Below are 19,792 nucleotides of genomic sequence, written 5' to 3'. Positions count from 1 at the left end.
ATCCGGTACGACCCACCCGGCAGTCATATATAAGTATTTAAAATATCCGTTCCACGAAGATATTCAGTATTTCCACGGCAATGAGGATGATGATGATCCATTCCAGCGTGGAGCTATGCGAGTGCTGGTTGATGTCTTTATAGATCTCCAGGTTTTCCTGGATGATGCTGAGGCTTTCCTGCAGGCTGCGGTACCGGATCCTGATATCCAGTTCCCTGTTGAGCTGATCATGCAGGCTATTGAGCGATTTATCGTACCAGGTAATGTCGGGGCTATCGAAGATGTACAGGTTCTGCGCGATCTTGTTCTTGAGGTTAAGCGCCTTGCCGATGTACTTCAACAGTTTTTTTCCTTTGATAGAGAACCTGCCTTTTTCTTCCAGTTCATTGCTGAAGTAGATGGTTTGCGCCAGCATCATATTGGTTTGCTCAAGGTAATAATCCAGCGCCACCGACTGCGCTGCATTCAGCATGACGATCTTGGCTATGTCCAGGCTTATCTGGTTAACAATGATCTTATCAAACAGTACTTTGGTAGAGGAATGCGGGTTTACTTCCACGTCAATTTCTTCCGTCATGAGCTCATTGACAGGAAGCGACAATATCCTTCTTACGGAACCGATAATATCCGTTTGCAGCGTTTTATCAACGCCAAAGAAAACGATACTGCCATAATCAAATACCTGAAACCAGGAAAAGTGTTTTACCTCGAAGATGAGTTCAGTAGGATCGGCATAGATACATTCAAAAGTGAGGCTGTGTTTAATGTGCTTGAGGTCCAGTCTGTCACCTAAATGATATCCGATAGTAGTCACTTTCATAAGTAGTATGATGGCGCTACTAATGTACGGATAATATCGCGGAAGCCATGTTATAATCCCCTTCCCGATAGTAGCTCTACCTGCAACCTGGCTACTACGGGATTGGTTATATCCGCATTGAGTGTGATGAGCTGCAATCCCAGGTCCGATACCAGCCAGTCCTTTTTCAGTGCATCCCCTGCATACACAAATACGCTTTTGAAATGTTCTTCCGGGCTAATGCCGGCCGTTACACAAACCACCAATGCTTTTTGTACCGCCTTTTCCAGGGCTGCTTCATCAAGCTGGCAACGTTCCTGCAGGGAACCGGCGTAATGAATAAGCCGGCGGCTGATGAACAGGTCCCTGATATCATCCAGCACGGAAGAATGTGTATCTGCATACGATGGGTAAATGATTACATCCGGAAACATAAAATAAAGTATTAGTCAGGTTCTATGATTTGAATGTTGATTGTAATTGCCTGAACAGTTCCCGCTGCTGTTCTGTCAATTGTTCCGGGATCAATACCCGGATCTCTGCCAGCATGTCGCCGGCCTCCCCTGCCCTGTTGTATACCGGCATGCCTTTACCCCTGATGCGTAGTACTTTACCGCTCTGTGTGCCTGCCGGTATTTTCACCTTTACCATGCCCGATAAGGTGCTTATTTCCTTTTCGCCGCCCAGTACAGCGGTAAACAGGTCTATCGTCACCGTTTGCCGGAGGTGATCGCCCTCCCGCTTGTATACAGGGTGCGACAATACCTGGATGGTAATGTAGAGATCACCTGCCGGCCCGCCATTGATACCCGGCGCGCCTTTGCCCGCCAGTTTGATCGTAAGCCCGCTGTAAGCACCGGGCTTGAGGGTGATGCGCACCTTTTGCTCATGGAGTGTAACCACCTTCGCTGTCCCCTGATAGGCTTCTTCCAGCGTGATCGCCATCTCCGAGGTATAGTCCTGTCCTTTAGATTTTCGCCTGCCACCCCGTTTTGCGCCGGATGCACCGCCCGACCGGTTGAAGAACTCTCCAAAAATGTCGGAGAAACCGCCCCCCTGTCCAAAATCCTGACCAAAGAACTCATTGGGATCGCCCTCGTAATGATAATGCCCGCCACCGGGTGAAGCGCCCTGGTATTGGTGCGGTCCCTGCTGTGCGCCATTGAACTGGTTCCAGTTGGCCCCATAGCGGTCATACAGTTTCCGCTTCTCTGCATCGCTCAGCACCTCATACGCTTCATTGATCTCCTTGAATTTTTCTTCGGCCTCTTTATTGCCGGCATTTTTGTCGGGGTGGTATTTAATGGCCAGCTTGCGAAAAGCTTTTTTGATCTCTTCGTCCGTTGCTGTCCTGGTAAGTCCCAGTATAGAATAATAATCTTTGGCCACTGCTATACATTTAAGAACATCTTTATAAGGCGTAGACTTCAATAATCAGGCCCGGCCGGTCCTGGTTCCGGGAACATGACTATACAGTTGGCAGTAAAGGGATTTGGGGAGGTATGCTAAAGTTACCAAAAGATTCCGGATGTAATATCGGGGTTGGGAAATTGCCGCCACAGGTACCTGCACACGGAGTGCAGCCACTCACTGATTGATGAGCAAGGCTGTGTGCAGGTCCTTTCAACAATCCGGCACGGCCGTTGTTATCTTCCGTATATCATCAAATACCATATATGGAATACAGACAATTGGGTAATTCCGGCCTGCAGGTGCCGGTATTAAGTTTTGGCACGGCCACCTTTGGCGGCGTGGGTGATTTTTTCAAAGCCTGGGGCACCACCCAGCAGGAAGAAGCCAACCGCCTGGTGAAGCTGTGCATGGAAGCAGGTGTTAATTTTTTTGATACGGCCAATGTGTATTCAAGAGGCGTGGCAGAAGAGATATTGGGCCATGCCGTGAAAGGCTTCCGGGATAAGACGATCATCTCTACCAAGGCTACTTTTAAGATGAGTGAGGCACCCAATGATTCAGGCTCTTCCCGCTTTCACCTGATAAGGCAGGTAGAAGATTCCCTGCGCCGCCTGCAAACGGATTATATTGATATTTACCACATGCATGGCTTTGATGGCAATACACCAGTGGATGAAACACTGCGCACACTGGACACACTGGTGCAAAGCGGTAAGATACGCTATATCGCCTGCTCCAATTTCTCCGGCTGGCACCTGATGAAGTCCCTGTCTGTATCAGAGCGGTATGGGTGGACAAAGTATATTGCCCACCAGGCTTATTATTCCCTGCTGGACCGCGAGTTTGAATGGGAGCTGATGCCCCTGGGTATTGATCAGAAGATCGGTACGATCGTATGGAGCCCGCTGGCGTCCGGCCGGCTGGGCGGTAAATACCGGCGCAACCAACCATTGCCCGCAGCCAACCGGGTACAACAGGGGGGTGGCCATGGCCCGGCACTAAATGAAGAATTCCTGTACAATATTATAGACGCACTGGATGCAGTAGCTGAAGAGACGGGTAAAACAGTGGCGCAGGTAGCGCTGAACTGGGTATTACAAAGACCCACTGTAGCCAATATTATTATTGGCGCCCGCAATGAAGAACAGTTGCGACAGAACCTGGACGCGGTGGGCTGGAACCTGACCACCGAACAGATCAAACAATTGGATGCCGCCAGTGAGCGGGAGCCTATTTATCCTTACTGGCATCAGCGGCAGAATACGCAGTTGGTCCCGTTACCGAAGTTTTATTAAAGGCAGCGAGCTATACAGAAAGGTGGGCCGCCCTGCCGTACAGCACTTGCAGCGCTGCAGGGCGACTCACCTTAAGTTTCCTTACGCGAATGATTTTACGACGCCCTTGAAGTAACCGGTAGATTCAGCCAGCCCGGCGAGGGGATCGGTCATGTCTTTTTCAAATTCAATGCTGCAAATACCCTGGTACCGGATCTTATGGAGCGCTTTTACCAGGGCGGGGAAATTGATCACGCCCCTGCCTACTTCGATAGCCTTACCATCTTTGGCAGCCAGGGTTACATCTTTGATATGCAGGTCGAAGATCCTGTTTTTATACAGCCTGATCGCTTCCGCAGGATCGGCACCTGCCCGGATAGCATGGCCAATATCCAGGCATATCCCCATTTTTTCATCCCGGTCTTTAATGAGGTCGTATACGTTTTTAGGACCAGGATATAGTTTATCTTCCGGACCATGGTTATGAATGGCCAGCCTGATGCCCGATGATTTCACTACTTTTTCGGTATAGTCCAGCAACTCAGGATTGGGCACACCCACAATAAGCGGTACGCCTACCCTTTTTGCATAGTCAAAAGCCTCATCAACCGCCTGCTGGGTTTTCATATAAATAACGCCCACTGCATATACCTTGATGTCTGCATCGGCCAATTGCTTCAGGACGCTTTGGATCTTTTCGGCATTGCTGTTGAGCGGCAGGTGGAAATCCTTTACAGAAAGGTATTTGATATCCACTTTCTTCATCATGGCAATGGCTTTTTCCAGGTCAAATTTGGCAAAGGTGTAACCGGCAATGCCTGTTGACAATAACACGGGTTCTTTTTTACCGGGCGCAGCGCCGGATACCAGGGGTAAGGAAATGGCGCCTGCGAGACTTAAAGCAGACTGCTGGAGGAAATTTCTTCTCGATGTCATATGGCTGGTTTTATCGGTTAATTTTTTGATTGAGCCCGGAAGATACTAATTGTGTCATAAAACGGATTGCTTTAAATCAATTTTTCGGTCTACCTGATTATAAATCAATTACAACCATGTTTTAATAATTTAATTTCAGTTAACTTTGGTATAAGTAACCCTACATTCTATTTCCACTTCTTCCTGTGTAATGTACCGTGTTCCCATACCTATGTGTATTGTTACCCTGCAATACAACCTATCTCTCCACAAAACAGAAAAATAGTCCGCAGCCTTCATGGTGCGGGGAACCCAACTTTAACCCTTTGTCTCATTCCTAAACAGTTCGTTATGGAGATGCATGATTTCTTACCCACCGTTGTGAAAACGCTTATGGTCGCAGCCCTGAGCGGTTTATTCCTGTTGATGCTCTTTGCAGAAAAAATAAGGTCGAAAGAAAAAAGCAGCAGGAATATAATTATTACGCTTGGCAGCAGCCTTGTTGCCACCCTTGTATTTTCGACCATTACTGTATTTCTTTTGTATGAGAATTTTACAGCTTCCCTGAGCAGTGAGCTCATGCCCGTGGGTGCGCAAATATTTTCGTTCCTTACCATCTTGTCGTTTATTCCGGTGCTGATAGCGTTTTGTAAGATCGCTACACTCCTGCTGCGGAAAAAACAAAGGCATGCCTGAATATTTATAAGCTCAAAACCTGACAGAGTCTACCCCGCTCTGCGGGGTTTCGCATGCTACGAATAGGGCAAACCTGTCAGGTTTACCTGAAAAGAAAAACCTTATTTTTGGTACAACATGATCCCGAAACCATTAATAAGGCATAAGCACGTTATTATCTACGGTGTTTCGCTGGCTGCGCTGCTGTTCTTACTGAAGTGGCTGGAGCTACGCTTTATTATCATTAATCATGCGTTTGAAGTATATGCCGGCGCTATAGCCATCATCTTCACCACACTGGGTATCTGGCTGGCGCTGAAGCTTACCAAACCCAAGGTGAAAACAGTAGTGGTGGAAAAAGAGGTATATGTATCCCCTGCCGCTGGTTTTACTTTCAGCGAAGCAGCTTTCAATAAGTCGGGCTTAAGCCGGCGTGAGTTGGAAGTATTGCAACTGATTGCCCAGGGACTGAGCAACCAGGAAATAGCCGACCGCCTCTTTGTTTCCCTGAATACTGTAAAGACCCATTCCTCCAATCTCTTCCTGAAACTGGACGTAAAACGCAGGACCCAGGCCATTGAAAAAGCCAAAAGGCTGAGTCTCATACCTTAATACCTTTCACCCATTGGAATGAAAATGGGCTGTTCGCCTAAAATCACCCTAAAGTATGAACGTTGGCAGCGTTTTAAGGGTCAAATTTGTTGGGTAACCATTCAAATTAAAATTTATACGACATGAAAAAGATTGTCCTTGTCTTTGGTTTAATTGCCGGGCTTATTGTTACCACTTTGATGTTTTTCAACATTAGGGCAATGTACAAGAACGAAAGCGCCCAAGGGAATATCATCGTTGGCTATACCACGATGGTAGTTGCCTTTTCCATGATCTTTGTAGGCATTAAAAATTACCGGGATAAGTACAACAATGGGGTTATTTCTTTTGGAAAAGCATTTAAAACGGGGTTTTATATTACCCTGGTGGCCTCTACCCTGTATGTGCTGGTATGGCTGGTTGAGTATAAATTGTTCTTTCCCGATTTTATGGACAGGTATGCAGCCTGTGCGATGAATGACGCCAGGAGCAGTGGCGCCAGCCAGGCTGAACTGAATGAAGTGGCAGCAGAAATAGCCAGGGGCAAAGAACTGTACAAGAACCCGCTATTCGTTATTTTGATGACTTATGCAGAGATATTACCGGTTGGGCTGATCATTACCCTGCTCAGCGCCCTGCTGCTGAAAAGAAAGGTAAAGCCGATGAGCCCTGCTGTTTAGTGCCGATAAGGCGGTAAGACGGAAAGTATAGCCATGATTTAATAATTGTTATCTACAAATTCGCCAGTCAGTGTCTGACGAATATCATTTTCCTGTATTTCAACCAAATAGATTCTCCAGACAGTGTCTGAAGAATTGTAGCTATGCGGGGCTTGCAAGCCTCGCATTTTTATTGCGTTGCTTTCAGCAATTTCACTGCGCTTTTAACGATCCTTTATCATTCCTCGGGCGCCCAGGCCCGGCTTTTTCAATATTTTTGCAGTCTCCCTTGAACAATTACTATAACCCTACCAACAGCACCTCACGTACCAACTCCAACTGCTGAAGAGTTTTCTTTTTCACTTAATAAAACACTTTGCAAACGGTACTGTTGCTCGGTATGCCCGGCGCTACCAACGATGCACAAAAAGTGCAGATCAGGTTTATTGCCAACGGCAATTTGTCGGACAGCACATCCGGCCAATAATCCCCGTCTATAAGATCCAATATACCAAAGCCCTCCGCATACACGGAGGGCTTTATTGTTTTACATGGCTTACTGTGTGGTTTATCCCCTGTCCCAGAAAAAGGGCGGCTCTATGCCCAATGAGCGCAGGTATACATATCCCTGTCCACGGTGGTGGTTTTCGTTATCGAGCCAATACAGTGAGCTGCTGTATACCGGTCCTTCATATTGTCCCAAAGCAGCATCTGTTTCCTGCCAACGCCCGGGCTTTATCTGCGCCCATTGTTCATTCAGGTAGCCCGTGGCATCATCCCAGAACTTCAACAGGCCCGCTTTTGTAGCCGGGTTCGTATCACCGGTATACAGTTCTTCCAGGTCCTTCCATTCGCCGGTAGCCGTACCATGACTTCCTATAAAAGTTAACCGGATCAACTCCAGCGCCAGTTCCGAAAAAGGACGCATGCCTCCTATGGAATATTGGAAAAGCTGCTCTTCGGGGAAAGCTTCAATTACACGTCGTGTAACCCGGCGGTGCCCCTGCCAGTGTTCCAGCAGTTGAGCAGGTGTAATGACTACGGTTGTGCTGATGAGCGTGTCTTGCATAATGGTATTTTTTATTATGCCTCAAAGAAAAGCAGGGGTAGTGACAGCCTTATGTCAGCAGGAACGGAGAAAATAAAAAATAAACCTGGTGGGGGTCAAAAAGACTGCTAAGGGATTTTATGGACCAGTTCCCCTTCAAGGTTAATTTGCGTGGGGGCACTGTTTCTTTCAATGCTATCCAGTAAGATACGGATGGCGAGCCGGCCTATTTCGGGCAGCGGTTGTTTGATATAGGAAAAAGGAGCCTGGTAAAACTCCAGCGCTTCTGTTTCATCGAAGTTCACAATGGCCAGTTCTTCCGGCACCTTTACCGGGAGGGAACTGATGTACCGTAGTCCCGCTACAGCAATCTTGTTGGCCCCGAATAATAAAGCATCTACCCGGTCATTGCCGGAGAGTAAAGATTGGATGACGTTTTCTACAGTGGCCTGTTCCAGCTTAATGTCTATTTCTTTCAGGAAGCTCTTGTTAGCAGGCAATCCATGTGCTTCCAGGGCAGCGGTATACCCTCTTTTCCGTTCCTGCAGGTGGAAGAGCGCTGAATCATAGGTGATCATCCCTATTTTACGGCGGCCGGTATTGATAAGGTATTCCACGCCTTTGAAAGCTGCCCCATAATTGTCCAGCGCCACATAGTTGGTGCTGAGATCAGGAAAGTAGCGGTCAACCAGTACAAAAGGCACTTGCTGCTCTTGTAAATAGATCACCTGGTGTTCAGAAAAAGCCGGCGGCGCAATGATCAGCCCGTCCACCTGCCGGTCTAATAAAGTATCTATTAATTTGCCCGACTTCCGGGCATTTTCATCAGAGCTGCTAAAGATAACAGTGTACTGAAGCTGTTCGGCCTCATCTTCAATGATGCGCGCCAGGCCCGAAGAAAAAGGATTGGCAATATCCGATACAATCAATCCAATGGTGTAGGTCTTATTGGTTTTCAGGCTCCGGGCCACCTGGTTGGTGCGGTAATTCATTTCCGCCGCTGCTTCCCGGATGCGCTGCGCCAGGTCTTTCGACACCCTGTTTTCCCGTTTATTGTTTAACACATAGGAAACCAGGGCCGTAGAGACCCCTACCTTTTGGGCAATGTCTTTTAAGGAAACTTTCCGGTCCATACAGGGTTATCGAATATGCTAAAATACAATTAATGTTTTAACCAATATCAGCCCCTTCAACAAACTGACTATCAAACCAATAAATTCATCCCAAAAGCAATAAGCTGTTAAAAAGAGCAGCACTGGTTAAACGTTTAACCAATAATGCGTAATTTTGTGCTGCCAAACCATTGTTTGACTATCAATCCTGCCCGCTCCAAGCCATCAACAGCTTTGGTAAGGCCGGAAATGATAATACCTAAAGCCAGTGAGTTATGGACAGATTAACCAATGTGGGGCTTATTGAATTCAAAACACCCACCAGCGCTTTCCAGGTAGAGTCCCTGGGTAATACCAACAACGGGTTCCTCCTGAAGAAAGTAATGGTGAAGAACGCCTCGCCCGAAATTACACGATCACACTATCCGGATGCCGAGATAGTACAGGATAAGAGATCCATCATGGAGGATTCAACCATAGACCTCATCGTGATATCAGGAGCCCCGAAAAATGACCTTGACCTGGTAGCAGAGATGCTGCAAACAGGCAAGCATGTACGGATTGTTTAGTACAGGGCCATGTGATTGCAAGCCACCCGAAGAGATTTCACCTATGGGAACCGGGCTGAATGCCTGCATGACAACACAACGAATGCTCCGCCAGAAGGCGGAGCATTTTTCTTTGCCATATACCTTGCCTATTCATTTAATAAACCGCATTCCATGATAGCAATGAACTTTGTGAAGACGATGAAACCCGGCCTCCTTACCCTCACGCTTGGTGGTATGGTAGTAGGGATGACTGAGTTCATGATGATGGGTGTATTGCCCGATGTGGCAAGCGACCTGGCTATATCCATTCCTTCGGCAGGACACCTTATTTCCATTTATGCACTGGGTGTGGTGATCGGTGCGCCGCTGATGACGGCCTTAACGTCGCATTACCGGCCCAGGATCATACTCCTGTCGCTGATGGGTATGTTTGCCCTGTTCAATATACTTTTTGCACTGGCGCCCAATTATGGATTGTTGCTGGCGGCCCGGTTATTTGCCGGCCTTCCACACGGCGCCTTCTTCGGTATGGGCGCTGTAGTGGCCAGCAGACTGGCAGAACCAGGGCGCGAAGCCCGGGCCGTATCCATGATGTTTGCCGGCCTCACCATTGCCAATATCGCAGGCGTTCCGCTGGGCACGTGGATATCGCACACTATCGGCTGGCGTTATTCCTTCCTGGTGATTGCATTGATTGCCCTGGTGGCAGCCGCCAGCATCCGTAAATGGATGCCCAACCTGTCGCCTTCCACCCAGCCCGGCGGCTTTGGCAAAAGCATTAAGGTCTTTGGTCAACTGGATATCTGGATCATTATTGGTATTTCCAGTATCGGCACGGGTGGATTGTTTGCGTGGATCAGTTATATCGCGCCGTTGATGACAGCAGTGGCGGGATTCAGCAGCGGCAGCATCAGTATGATCATGATCGTTGCAGGTGTAGGTATGGCGGTAGGCAATTTTGTTGGTGGACGACTGGCCGATCGTTTTTCTCCGCTGAAAACCACGGGCGCCCTGTTACTGACCATGGTGGGCGCTTTGCTGATCGTATCTGTCGTGAGCTATTATAAGGCGCCGGCCATTGTAATGACCTTCCTCACCGGAGCTATCGCCTTTGCCGTGATAGCGCCTATGCAGATGTTAATGATCAGGGCCGCCAAAGGGGCTGAAATGCTGGCATCCTCGGCATTACAAGCCAGCGCCAATATGGGCAATGCCCTGGGCGCCTGGCTGGGCGGATTGCCCATTGCAGCAGGTTATGGCTATACTTCACCCGAATATGTAGGCGCCGGCCTTGCACTCACCGGTGTTATTTTTTGTTTGGCGCTCGCCAGGCAGCAAAAGATGCCCGCTCCCCTGCCGGCAGGAAAAAAGGTGATTCATTCCCCGTTAAAAGAAACCGCCGGGGAAATAGGCCGGTAAATGTTTTTCAACTGGAGCGTATGCCGCTTGGAATGGCAGATAGCAAAACAGATCCATTCCCAGCGCGTAAGCTCCCCTATCCGGGGAAACGGGAAATCGGTACAGGTAGCCGTAAGGTCGGTGGTACGCGCCTTTTCTGCCAGTGCATCGAGTGCGGTCCTGAGACCATTCAGGAGTTCATTCCTGTCGTGCGGACCTCCGGATGGCAGGGTGAAATCGGGCGATTTCATTTTGATGTCATAGTCAAGAAAGATGGATTCAATGGCCTGCACTTTTTCATCTCCCTTTCTTTCTGTGGTGGTCCTGGTATTCCCCAACATCAGTTCGGGTATGCCTGCTATTGATTTCAGCAAATGCTCGGAAACCTGCCCGGCCGTCCAGCTTCCGGCAAAAGGTATTTTATTGAATTGCCCCTGGCTGAAAGCCGCCACGGTTTCCAGCAGCCCGCGTGCTGTTAGGTCCAGCTCACGCAATAACTTATTCAGGTCGGTGACCGGCAGGTCAATAAATTCTTTTACAGCCATACATTGAGTTTTAAATGATACTGTAAACCTACCAGCTATTCTCCGGATGCAGGATGTGCCAATACGACAATAAAGCGGGCTTATTGCGTCATCCTTCCCTGTAGAAACCCTTCCTCACCTTATTGTCTGCCAGGGGAAGGCAGCCAGGTATGAAAATTGTGCCGGCTATGCCTTTATAATCCAAAACTTATATTATGGCTATCGTAAAAGTTATTGAAGTGATCGCTTCTTCAGAAAAAAGTATTGATGATGCTTTGCAAAATGCAGTGAAAGAAGCCGCTAAAACCGTTCGCAATATTGACTCCGTGTACGTAAAAGACATCAAGGCCCATGTAAAAGATGATAAGATTATTTCCTATGGCCTGATCTGTAAGATATCATTCCGGCTGGATGCTCATTGACCACTCGTAATACAATTTGATCACCTCTCCTATCTAAAGGACTTCGATCCCGCTCTGCGGGACTCAGCCTGACATAATAATACTCCGCTGGCATGCGATTTAAGGAGGTATGCTCTATAAACCTTCCTTTTATGGCATTAACAGTGTACCGGAAAAAACGCTCCTTCCGCAGAACACCGGAACCTACCGGCGGGAAGGCCTCCGGCAAAACCTTACGCTTTGTGGTGCAGAAACATGATGCCACCCGTTTGCATTATGATTTCAGGCTGGAAATGGATGGCGTGCTGAAGAGCTGGGCCGTGCCCAAGGGGCCTTCTACCAACCCGGAGGACAAAAGACTGGCCATGATGGTAGAAGACCACCCGTATGATTACCGCAGCTTTGAAGGCATTATCCCCGAAGGGAATTATGGGGCAGGAACGGTGATCGTATGGGATGAAGGCACGTATGAACCACTGGAGCCCAGCGGCGATAAGAAGAAAGATGAAAAAGCACTGCTTAAACAAATCAAAGAAGGCTCCCTCAAGTTCAGGCTCAACGGACATAAGCTACAGGGAGAATTTGCCCTGGTACGGTTAAAGAATGCAGCTAACAATGCCTGGCTGCTGATCAAACACCGGGACCAATACGCCAAAGCAACCAATGTTACCCGGAAAGTCCGCTCTGTTCTATCCGATAAAACACTGGAAGAAGTGACCAAAACAAGCGATAACATTTACGGGCAGCCGGCAGCTTCCACTACTGCCAACACCAAAAAGGCCGGCACACGCAAAACCCAAAAGCCAGTAAAGAAAGCAGCTCCGCGCAAGACGGCGCGAAAAAAAAAACCGGTAACCGGTCTGCAGGAAGCGCCTAAAGCACCCTTCCCAAAAAATATTCGCCCCATGCTGGGAACCCTGGTGAATGAGCCGTTTGACCAACCCGGTTGGCTATATGAGATCAAATGGGATGGGTACCGGGCGCTGGCCCTTTGTCATAAAGGGGCAGTGGAATTGCTATCCAGGAACAATAAATCCTTCAATGAAAAATTCTATCCGGTATATCAGGCAGTACTCGATTGGAAGATCGAGGCCGTTATAGACGGAGAGATCTGCGTAGTGAATGATAAAGGCATTGCGCACTTCGGGTCATTACAGAATTGGCGCAGCGAGGCCGATGGAGAACTGGTGTATTATGTATTTGATATCCTGTGGCTGGATGGTCATGACCTGACTGGGTTGCCCCTGGTACAACGCAGGGAGTTGTTGCGCCCCTTGGTGCCGGCATCGGGCATCATCCGCTACAGCGAAGCCTTTGAAAGCTCTGCTACCGAATTCCTGTCGGTGGCGGCAGAGATGGGTATGGAGGGGGTAATGGCCAAAAGGGCCGACAGCGTTTATATACCTGGTGAACGAACCAGGGATTGGCTAAAGCTAAAAGCCAATAAAAGGCATGAAGTAGTGATTGGTGGCTTTACTAAGAATGAGGATTCGCCCAAACTCTTCAGCGCATTACTGGTGGGTGTTTATGAGGGGAAGCGGTTGCATTATACCGGTAAAGTAGGTACGGGGTTTAATGATAAGATGCAACGGGAAATGATGAAGCAATTCAAATCACTGGTCACCCCCAAATGTCCTTTTACCGAACCGCCGGACGTTAATAAACCCTCCCGTTTCAGGCCCGATCCGCCACATGCTACTGTTACCTGGTTAAAGCCAAAGCTGGTAGGCGAAGTGAGCTATGCAGAAATTACCGATGATGGTGTGATGCGCCATCCCAGTTTTGCAGGCATGCGGGACGACAAGAAAGCGACAGCAGTAGTAGCAGAAACGGCAGTGGAAGTAAAAGAAGTAACCAGGCGTGCCCGGAAAAACCCGGCAGCCAAACTATTAAAGAAGGGAGGCAAACGGGAAAGGAAAACCCTGTTGAATCCTTCTGAAGCCACCCAGGTGCGGGCCATCAATGGCCATGAATTATCTTTTACCAACCTGCATAAGGTGTTCTGGCCAACGGAAAAATATACCAAGCGGGATATGCTGAACTATTACTACCAGGTGGCTCCCTATATCCTTCCTTACCTGGTAGACCGCCCCCAATCGCTGAACAGATACCCGAATGGGATCAGGGGCAAGAGCTTTTACCAAAAGGATATAACCGGTAAAGCGCCGGACTGGATCAAGCAGTTTCCTTATCATACCAGTGAGGGGGAAGACAAGAATTTCATGGTGCCTACCAATGAGGCCAGCTTATTATGGATGGCCAACCTGGGCGCTATTGAAATGAATCCCTGGAACAGTACCATTCATAAACCGGACCATCCCGATTGGTGCTGCCTTGACCTTGACCCGGATAAAGGCAATACGTTTGAGCAGGTGATACAAACCGCCCAAATGGTAAAGCAGGTACTGGACGACCTGGGTGTTGAAGGCTATCCCAAGACATCCGGTTCCACCGGTATACACGTTTATATTCCGTTGGGCGCTAAGTATACGTATGACGAATGCCAGTTATTTGGCAAGCTCATTGCCACCCGTGTACACGAGCAGTTACCCCGCTTTACCAGTATTGAAAGGCTCACCCGCAACAGGAAAGGAAAGCTCTATATAGACTACCTGCAAAACCGCCCCAAAGCCACGCTGGCAGCGGCTTACTCATTGCGGCCCAAACCCGGCGCCACAGTGTCTATGCCGCTGGATTGGACTGAAGTAAAAAAGGGGTTACGGCTCACCCATTTTACCCTCAAAAATGCAGTGGCAAGGATCACCAAAACCGGTGATCTGTTCAAGCCGGTATTGGGTAAAGGCGTTAATATAGCAAGGGTGCTGAAGCAACTACAATAGCCAACGAGGCAATGAGACAGCAAGGCAACGAGGGATAAAGGCACATGGTAATGACGAGGGATTGTACTCCAACTATAGCATTTCCCCAATGAAACTTACTAACAGACAGTGCATAACTGGTGAACAAATGAAGAGCTGATATGGATGTTTCTTACTATATTACTTCATTAATTTTGGAGGAAAGATTATCATCCTGTCTGGTGCAGGAATAAAATCCCTTCCTCCTGCATTAGACACCATCATCAATCGTAAAAAAAAATCAGAACAAATGGCAACAAAAAAAGCGCCCAAGAAAGCAGCTAAAAAAGCAGTAAAAAAGGCCGCCAAAAAAGCAGCTCCTAAGAAAGTTGCGAAGAAAGCAGTTAAGAAAGCCGCTAAGAAAGCTGTTAAAAAATCAGCCAGGAAGCCCAATGCAGCCTTCATGGCCCCACTAACGCCAAGCGCTACACTGGCTGAAGTGATTGGCAGCAAACCAATCCCCAGAACTGAGATCGTTAAGAAGATCTGGGATTACATCAAGAAAAATGGCCTGCAGGACAAAAAGAACAAAAGAAACATTAATGCAGACGCCAAGCTGAAACCAATCTTTGGCAAAGACCAGATCACGATGTTTGAACTGGCCAAGATTGTCAGCAAGCATGTAAAATAAACCTGACCGCAAGGTCATCCAATAGAATTTGCCAGGTTATACCTGTAACCTGGCAAACTTTCTATCCCCTGATGGCAGGCAGTCCACCCGGACTATCTGTTACAATGGTATTCTATCTTCACTGTATCGCAGTAATTCCCGAAGAGCTGACCTTCATCGACTATTAACTTCACTGGCAATCCCCACTCATTATACGCTTCCCCTTTCGGCTATATATAATAACAGCGGGGATAATGTTCATTATCCCCGCTGCATACTACTAAAAATAACCATCCCTATTACAATGGCAACATTGGAATAGGTGTACGGTCGTAATAGCTGGTCACCCGTTCAAAATAACGGTGATCGTTGGTATCGGGCCAGTGATTCTTATCAAATCCCGGCGCTTCTTTCAGGTATTCTTTTTCACGATTCAATACAAACACTTCTTTCGCAGGATTCAGCACGAGCTCTTTAAAAGGAATGGCAAAAAGCTTTCCGCCCAATCCCAGGAAAGCCCCACTCTCCAGCACTACGTATTCTACCTCGCCTGTATTTAGATTGATCATCAGGTCTTCTATCTTACCAAGATCATCCCCATTAGGATTTTCTACCTTATCGCCTGTAATAGAACGGGCTGTTAGCCGTCGTACCGGGTTATTAGCATCTGGCCCTTCATGGTTGACACCCGTCTGGTTGTCAATCTCATAGTTCTTATCTTGCATTACCATATAACCTCCTGTTTTTTAAAGGCTAAAATAGTATAAGGCATAAATACCGTGCCAGCAGGAACTGGCGAAGCCCTTAATTGCCCCTTTTCCCTCACTTAGTTTTGTGCCATGACCTCTTCTATTTTCTTTTCAATAGCTTGCTGATCAAAGCCAACAGCCACCTGCACCACTTTTCCCTTTTTATCCAGCAATACCAGGGATGGACAGCCGGGAAGTCCCATCCGTTTGAACACCTCCCCACCCTTATACAGCATTTTATATGTTGGCCGGAATTTATTGAAAAAGAATTGCATATCCTTTTCTCCATCTTCAATATTAATGCTGAGTAGCTGGAAGTGCGCTGTGTCGAATTTGTTCTGCAATGCATTATAATGGGGCATGGCTTCCATACAGGGACCACAGGATTTAAACCAGAAATCGAGCAACACTATTTTGCCGGCAAACTGGTAAAGGGATACACTATCAATAAAGCCGGGCGTATAATCAGGCAGCCTGAAGTTATTGGCTATATCACCGGTCTTTACCATAGGCACCTTCACATCAGGACGGAATGGCTGATACTGGTGTGCATAAGCAACATAGGTCCAGGAAGCAGCCGGCGGCACAACAGGCCTGGTATTAATGTTTGTGTAAGCTATCGTCACAAAATCACGGTCATCCCGGCCACGGATAAATTTGGCAATGAACTGAAAGGGTAAGTAAGTTTTTTTATCAATAATAAGGTAATAAACTTTTTGTGCAACCGGAGACTGTGCACGTTTTATATCAGTAAGTGTAAAATACATACCAGGCCCCTCTAATTTTACACAAAGAAAAGATTGTGCGCTGATCGTTGTATCACTTACCGTTTTTTGAATGCTATCGTTATTGATGATCAGTGGCAGGATATTGCGCAGCATGGGCAGTGAATGATACAGGAAACTGCTGCTTTCCATTTCCCGGGCGGTTTTCACGGATGCGCTGTCAATGGTCATGCCTTTCTTATCCAATCGCAATGTGATCCCGCCATCATAAATAAAAGCAGATCTTTCCTGGTTTGCCTGAAACCTTAACCCAATCGGGCTGTTTTTGATGTATTCAACATATAGGGCAGCACTGTCTATATTATGATAATTGTTTTCATAATACCTCATCTCGCGGGTGTAATGGTAGCTCATCTTTGTAAAACTGTTAAGTGCGGCGGCTGTCTTTTGCAGCACAGCTACTGCAGGCGGATCTGTTTGGGCATGGCAGCTTCCCATCATGCATATAGCGCTACAGGCAAGGAGTAATTTCATCATAATAATAAAGATTTATACAGCAAACATAATGGCTATATCACCCCGTTAATAGCCATTTCGACCGGGCCAACCAACAAAAAGACCAGCGGGACAGCAGGCTGATTTCATCGAAAAAAAAGACGGTTTAATCGAAAACAAAAGCTCCGGCCGTCTTACGGAATATTTTGTTTTGGATTTACTATATCTTTAAAACGTATGAGTAAACGGCCATCTATTTTTACATGGGATAAGTACGCCAGGATTGAATGGATATTCTTTATTTGTCTTTGCATTATCATCCCCATGGGCTCGGATCTTGAGTACACTTTCAACGAAGACCCTTCCGGGTTTCACCGGAATTATCTCCAGGAAAATATCATCAGGCGGATCGTTTGGGGTTTCTATAGTATCATTCCTTACTATTTATTCTACAAGCTGGCCATCCAGCAATTCCTGGTTAAAAGGAAGTATGGGTACTTTTTGCTTTCGGTGCTGCTATTTATCGTATCCTACGAACTGTACAAAGTGTATGTCATGTATTGGTCTATTTCCAAACTCTCTTTCTTACCGGCTGATATGGTAGAAGAGGCCTCCAGGTGGATGAAACAAAAAGGCCTTCATTTCAGCATTCATTACCTGCTGTTACAATTCCTGGAAATGGCGGCATTGGCTTATTTTATCCACTACGACAAACAACAAAAGCAGATCCGGCAATTAAAACAATTGCAAACCGAGGCCGACCTCCAATACCTCCAGTCACAATTACACCCCCACTTCTTTTTTAATACCCTCAACAACATTTATGCACTGGCATTGCAGCAATCACAGCTCACCGCCCCCCTGGTAGCCCGCCTGTCGGAGATGATGCGTTATGTACTGTATGAGGCAAATAAACCCAAACAACCTTTAACCAGTGAAATACAGTTCATGAATAGTTATATAGAAGTACAGTCTGTACGGTACAATGAGAAACTGTCCATCCGGTTCGATACGCAGGGCATCACCAGCCAGGCAATGATTGAGCCCCTGCTATTATTGCCTTTTATTGAGAACGCATTCAAGCATGGTATAGAAGAAGAGCTCCATGCAGGCTATATTGAAACGATTATTGTGTTGAATGAGGGCGAGCTTACCTTATCTGTAAAGAACAGCAAAGCCATGAAAGCTGCGGAACAAACAGGCAGGACCGGCATTGGCATGGAGAATGTACGGAAAAGGCTTGCCTTGCTTTACCCCAGTAAGCATTCTCTGGCCATACAGGAAACGGACCATAGTTATACAGTACTTTTAACCATTATGTTGAACTGATATGATAAGATGCATGATCGTTGATGATGAGCCGCTGGCGCAACAGGTACTGGAAAAGCACATCAGCCAAACCGAGGGCCTGGTGCTGACCGCCAAATGCTTTTATGCAGCCGAAGCATTCGCAGTTTTGCATCAGCAGCCTATTGACCTTCTGTTCCTGGATATCAAAATGCCCCTGGTCAATGGCACGCAGTTCATACAATCACTTAAAAACCCGCCTGCCTTTATTTTCACTACTGCCTATTCCGAGTTTGCCCTGTTGAGCTATGAACTGCAGGCGGTTGATTACCTGCTGAAGCCCATCACCTATGAACGGTTCAGGAAAGGCATTGCCCGCTTTTTGCACCAGCAACCCTCCCCTGCACCGGAACCGGAAAAGAACTACCTGTACCTTAAAGTCAATGGCAGTCTGCTGAAAGTATATCATGCCGACATACTTTTTGCCCAATCCATGAAAGACTATATTAAGGTGGTTACTACTACCGGCACGCATATTACCCATCTCACGATGAAATCATTATTGCTGTTGCTTCCCGAAGACGGGTTCAAAAGGGCCCACCGGTCGTATGTGGTCAACACCCGGCATATTAACATGATCAGTAAAGATTCCGTAACCATCGGCAAAAACGTCATACCCGTGGGCGAGCACTACAAAATGAACCTGAAAATATTATAGGCCACTTGTCACAAACCAGCCGGGTGAATTGTCCCATGCTATAGGAATGCCCTGCAGGGCATCAATACAAATTATCTTACATTTATTATCGCATGGACAATAGAGCAGAACTGTTTATTGAATACAAAGGCCTTCTCTTTTCAATAGCCTACAATATGCTTGGCAGCGTTGACACGGCCGAAGACATTGTACAGGAAGCTTTCCTGAAATGGATGGAAACGCCTGAAGGCACGGTGAGGCATGCCAAGGCTTACCTGGTAAAGATCGTTACCAATACCTGTATCAACTACCTCAACAGCGCCCGCGTAAAACGCGAGGAGTACATCGGGGTATGGCTGCCCGAACCATTGGTAAATTATGACAGCTCCCGCGACCAGGCCCGAATAGAAACCTACCATGCCCTGTCAATAGGCGTCATGGTCTTACTGGAAAAATTAACCCCGCAGGAAAGGGCCATCTTCCTCTTAAAGGAAATATTTGCCTATGACTATTATGAGCTGGCCGGCATATTTGATAAAACAGAGGATAACTGCCGGCAGATCTTCAAACGGGCAAAAGGCAACCTTGGCAAGGATACCCATCGCTTTGAAGTAGACCTGCGGGTGCATGAAAAAATGCTCAATAAACTGCTGCAGGCTACTTCAGAAGGCAACCTGGAAGACCTCATCGAGCTGCTGAAAGAAGACATCGTATTGTTTGCAGATGGGGCCGGCAAGTTTATCCAGGTTAAAGAGCAACGGCTTACCGCTGCCTATAAACCTATTCATGGAAGGGAAAATGTATGCAGGCTGATCATGAGCGCCATGTCCAAATTATACGAGCAGCCCGGTTTCCGCCAGGAAGTCATTATCGCCAATGGGATGCCCTCCTTTGTTTCTTACCTGGGCGACACCCCCATCAGTCTTTTCTCCGTGGAAACGGATGGTGAACAGATCAGGAATATTTATATCCAGACCAATCCCGATAAGTTGAAACAGTTTAGGAAATAAC

General features: G+C 47.3%; 21 protein-coding genes. 12 read left to right on the top strand and 9 right to left on the bottom strand.

All coding sequences use genetic code 11. From position 1 onward, the window contains the following. Positions 1–37 precede the first annotated feature (37 nt). From HB364_RS16035 to HB364_RS16025, 3 genes are read right to left on the bottom strand one after another with little or no spacing between them, the layout of a single operon-like run. Positions 38–820 (bottom strand): RMD1 family protein, encoded by a 783-nt coding sequence (locus tag HB364_RS16035; protein WP_167289229.1) that lies wholly within the window; start codon positions 818–820, stop codon positions 38–40. A 50-nt stretch (positions 821–870) separates the two neighbouring features. Beyond that, positions 871–1,233 carry a hypothetical protein gene (locus HB364_RS16030; protein ID WP_167289228.1) on the bottom strand — a complete coding sequence of 121 codons (363 nt, stop codon included), beginning with the start codon at positions 1,231–1,233 and terminating at the stop codon, positions 871–873. 22 nt (positions 1,234–1,255) lie between these two features. After that, positions 1,256–2,188: a DnaJ C-terminal domain-containing protein gene (locus HB364_RS16025; RefSeq protein WP_167289227.1), complete on the bottom strand. Its 933-nt coding sequence runs from the start codon at positions 2,186–2,188 to the stop codon at positions 1,256–1,258. Positions 2,189–2,475: 287 nt separating this feature from the next. Here HB364_RS16025 and HB364_RS16020 point away from each other — a divergent pair, with 287 nt between their 5' ends. Beyond that, positions 2,476–3,507 carry an aldo/keto reductase gene (locus HB364_RS16020; RefSeq protein ID WP_167289226.1) on the top strand — a complete coding sequence of 344 codons (1,032 nt, stop codon included), beginning with the start codon at positions 2,476–2,478 and terminating at the stop codon, positions 3,505–3,507. Between the two features lie 81 nt (positions 3,508–3,588). Here the strand turns inward: HB364_RS16020 and HB364_RS16015 are convergent, their stop codons facing one another. Continuing rightward, positions 3,589–4,422: a sugar phosphate isomerase/epimerase family protein gene (locus HB364_RS16015; protein ID WP_167289225.1), complete on the bottom strand. Its 834-nt coding sequence runs from the start codon at positions 4,420–4,422 to the stop codon at positions 3,589–3,591. 330 nt (positions 4,423–4,752) lie between these two features. Here HB364_RS16015 and HB364_RS16010 point away from each other — a divergent pair, with 330 nt between their 5' ends. The 3 genes from HB364_RS16010 (at position 4,753) to HB364_RS16000 (ending at position 6,347) form a co-directional block, all read left to right on the top strand. Further along, positions 4,753–5,097 carry a hypothetical protein gene (locus tag HB364_RS16010; protein ID WP_167289224.1) on the top strand — a complete coding sequence of 115 codons (345 nt, stop codon included), beginning with the start codon at positions 4,753–4,755 and terminating at the stop codon, positions 5,095–5,097. A 117-nt stretch (positions 5,098–5,214) separates the two neighbouring features. Next, positions 5,215–5,688, top strand: a complete 474-nt coding sequence (locus HB364_RS33530; RefSeq protein ID WP_167289223.1) for a response regulator transcription factor — start codon at positions 5,215–5,217, stop codon at positions 5,686–5,688. A 122-nt stretch (positions 5,689–5,810) separates the two neighbouring features. Continuing rightward, positions 5,811–6,347, top strand: coding sequence for a DUF4199 domain-containing protein (locus HB364_RS16000; protein WP_167289222.1), 537 nt, complete (start codon positions 5,811–5,813; stop codon positions 6,345–6,347). A gap of 547 nt (positions 6,348–6,894) precedes the next feature. On the opposite strand, the gene HB364_RS15995 is transcribed toward HB364_RS16000, so the two are convergent. Continuing rightward, positions 6,895–7,395 carry a DinB family protein gene (locus HB364_RS15995; RefSeq protein WP_167289221.1) on the bottom strand — a complete coding sequence of 167 codons (501 nt, stop codon included), beginning with the start codon at positions 7,393–7,395 and terminating at the stop codon, positions 6,895–6,897. Positions 7,396–7,502: 107 nt separating this feature from the next. Continuing rightward, positions 7,503–8,507 carry a LacI family DNA-binding transcriptional regulator gene (locus HB364_RS15990; protein WP_167289220.1) on the bottom strand — a complete coding sequence of 335 codons (1,005 nt, stop codon included), beginning with the start codon at positions 8,505–8,507 and terminating at the stop codon, positions 7,503–7,505. Between the two features lie 254 nt (positions 8,508–8,761). Between HB364_RS15990 and HB364_RS15985 the strand changes: the two genes are divergently transcribed. Next, positions 8,762–9,055: an oxidoreductase gene (locus HB364_RS15985; RefSeq protein WP_167289219.1), complete on the top strand. Its 294-nt coding sequence runs from the start codon at positions 8,762–8,764 to the stop codon at positions 9,053–9,055. 153 nt (positions 9,056–9,208) lie between these two features. Continuing rightward, the gene (locus HB364_RS15980; RefSeq protein WP_246228503.1) at positions 9,209–10,456 is read left to right on the top strand and encodes an MFS transporter; all 1,248 of its coding nucleotides are present in this window, start codon (positions 9,209–9,211) and stop codon (positions 10,454–10,456) included. Here HB364_RS15980 and HB364_RS15975 read toward each other — a convergent pair. Then, complete coding sequence (locus tag HB364_RS15975) at positions 10,414–10,980, bottom strand: DinB family protein (RefSeq protein WP_167289218.1); 567 nt, start codon at positions 10,978–10,980, stop codon at positions 10,414–10,416. The genes HB364_RS15980 and HB364_RS15975 overlap by 43 nt on opposite strands. A 194-nt stretch (positions 10,981–11,174) precedes the next feature. Between HB364_RS15975 and HB364_RS15970 the strand changes: the two genes are divergently transcribed. The 3 genes from HB364_RS15970 to HB364_RS15960 all read left to right on the top strand — a co-directional run bounded on the left by HB364_RS15970 (position 11,175) and on the right by HB364_RS15960 (position 14,849). Continuing rightward, the gene (locus HB364_RS15970) at positions 11,175–11,381 is read left to right on the top strand and encodes a dodecin family protein (protein ID WP_167289217.1); all 207 of its coding nucleotides are present in this window, start codon (positions 11,175–11,177) and stop codon (positions 11,379–11,381) included. A 131-nt stretch (positions 11,382–11,512) separates the two neighbouring features. Further along, positions 11,513–14,200: a DNA ligase D gene (gene ligD, locus HB364_RS15965; RefSeq protein WP_167289216.1), complete on the top strand. Its 2,688-nt coding sequence runs from the start codon at positions 11,513–11,515 to the stop codon at positions 14,198–14,200. A 268-nt stretch (positions 14,201–14,468) separates the two neighbouring features. Further along, positions 14,469–14,849 (top strand): SWIB/MDM2 domain-containing protein, encoded by a 381-nt coding sequence (locus tag HB364_RS15960; protein WP_167289215.1) that lies wholly within the window; start codon positions 14,469–14,471, stop codon positions 14,847–14,849. 278 nt (positions 14,850–15,127) lie between these two features. On the opposite strand, the gene HB364_RS15955 is transcribed toward HB364_RS15960, so the two are convergent. Together HB364_RS15955 and HB364_RS15950 are read right to left on the bottom strand one after the other, a co-directional pair. Continuing rightward, on the bottom strand, positions 15,128–15,559 hold the full coding sequence (locus HB364_RS15955) for a PRC-barrel domain-containing protein (protein WP_208419971.1): 432 nt from the start codon (positions 15,557–15,559) through the stop codon (positions 15,128–15,130). Positions 15,560–15,654: 95 nt separating this feature from the next. Then, a complete protein-coding gene (locus HB364_RS15950; RefSeq protein ID WP_167289214.1) occupies positions 15,655–16,839 on the bottom strand; it encodes a TlpA family protein disulfide reductase in 1,185 nt (394 codons plus the stop codon). 195 nt (positions 16,840–17,034) lie between these two features. Here HB364_RS15950 and HB364_RS15945 point away from each other — a divergent pair, with 195 nt between their 5' ends. The 3 genes from HB364_RS15945 to sigJ all read left to right on the top strand — a co-directional run bounded on the left by HB364_RS15945 (position 17,035) and on the right by sigJ (position 19,791). Beyond that, positions 17,035–18,126, top strand: a complete 1,092-nt coding sequence (locus HB364_RS15945) for a sensor histidine kinase (protein ID WP_167289213.1) — start codon at positions 17,035–17,037, stop codon at positions 18,124–18,126. Position 18,127: 1 nt separating this feature from the next. Continuing rightward, complete coding sequence (locus HB364_RS15940; RefSeq protein ID WP_167289212.1) at positions 18,128–18,802, top strand: LytR/AlgR family response regulator transcription factor; 675 nt, start codon at positions 18,128–18,130, stop codon at positions 18,800–18,802. Between the two features lie 92 nt (positions 18,803–18,894). Further along, complete coding sequence (gene sigJ, locus HB364_RS15935; protein WP_167289211.1) at positions 18,895–19,791, top strand: RNA polymerase sigma factor SigJ; 897 nt, start codon at positions 18,895–18,897, stop codon at positions 19,789–19,791. Position 19,792: the final 1 nt, after the last annotated feature.

The organism is Paraflavitalea devenefica, assembly GCF_011759375.1.
Lineage (GTDB): Bacteria > Bacteroidota > Bacteroidia > Chitinophagales > Chitinophagaceae > Paraflavitalea > Paraflavitalea devenefica.
This window is presented reverse-complemented; position numbering and strand designations above follow the sequence as displayed.

Coding starts and splice junctions, on each gene's coding strand:
- HB364_RS15950 (WP_167289214.1), bottom strand. CDS start 16,839: ATGATGAAATTACTCCTTGCCTGTAGCGCTATATGCATGATGGGAAGC.
- HB364_RS16000 (WP_167289222.1), top strand. CDS start 5,811: ATGAAAAAGATTGTCCTTGTCTTTGGTTTAATTGCCGGGCTTATTGTT.
- HB364_RS16020 (WP_167289226.1), top strand. CDS start 2,476: ATGGAATACAGACAATTGGGTAATTCCGGCCTGCAGGTGCCGGTATTA.
- HB364_RS16010 (WP_167289224.1), top strand. CDS start 4,753: ATGGAGATGCATGATTTCTTACCCACCGTTGTGAAAACGCTTATGGTC.
- HB364_RS15980 (WP_246228503.1), top strand. CDS start 9,209: ATGATAGCAATGAACTTTGTGAAGACGATGAAACCCGGCCTCCTTACC.
- HB364_RS15960 (WP_167289215.1), top strand. CDS start 14,469: ATGGCAACAAAAAAAGCGCCCAAGAAAGCAGCTAAAAAAGCAGTAAAA.
- HB364_RS15955 (WP_208419971.1), bottom strand. CDS start 15,559: ATGGTAATGCAAGATAAGAACTATGAGATTGACAACCAGACGGGTGTC.
- HB364_RS33530 (WP_167289223.1), top strand. CDS start 5,215: ATGATCCCGAAACCATTAATAAGGCATAAGCACGTTATTATCTACGGT.
- HB364_RS15940 (WP_167289212.1), top strand. CDS start 18,128: ATGATAAGATGCATGATCGTTGATGATGAGCCGCTGGCGCAACAGGTA.
- ligD (WP_167289216.1), top strand. CDS start 11,513: ATGGCATTAACAGTGTACCGGAAAAAACGCTCCTTCCGCAGAACACCG.
- HB364_RS16015 (WP_167289225.1), bottom strand. CDS start 4,422: ATGACATCGAGAAGAAATTTCCTCCAGCAGTCTGCTTTAAGTCTCGCA.
- sigJ (WP_167289211.1), top strand. CDS start 18,895: ATGGACAATAGAGCAGAACTGTTTATTGAATACAAAGGCCTTCTCTTT.
- HB364_RS16030 (WP_167289228.1), bottom strand. CDS start 1,233: ATGTTTCCGGATGTAATCATTTACCCATCGTATGCAGATACACATTCT.
- HB364_RS15985 (WP_167289219.1), top strand. CDS start 8,762: ATGGACAGATTAACCAATGTGGGGCTTATTGAATTCAAAACACCCACC.
- HB364_RS15970 (WP_167289217.1), top strand. CDS start 11,175: ATGGCTATCGTAAAAGTTATTGAAGTGATCGCTTCTTCAGAAAAAAGT.
- HB364_RS15945 (WP_167289213.1), top strand. CDS start 17,035: ATGAGTAAACGGCCATCTATTTTTACATGGGATAAGTACGCCAGGATT.
- HB364_RS15995 (WP_167289221.1), bottom strand. CDS start 7,395: ATGCAAGACACGCTCATCAGCACAACCGTAGTCATTACACCTGCTCAA.
- HB364_RS15990 (WP_167289220.1), bottom strand. CDS start 8,507: ATGGACCGGAAAGTTTCCTTAAAAGACATTGCCCAAAAGGTAGGGGTC.
- HB364_RS16035 (WP_167289229.1), bottom strand. CDS start 820: ATGAAAGTGACTACTATCGGATATCATTTAGGTGACAGACTGGACCTC.
- HB364_RS15975 (WP_167289218.1), bottom strand. CDS start 10,980: ATGGCTGTAAAAGAATTTATTGACCTGCCGGTCACCGACCTGAATAAG.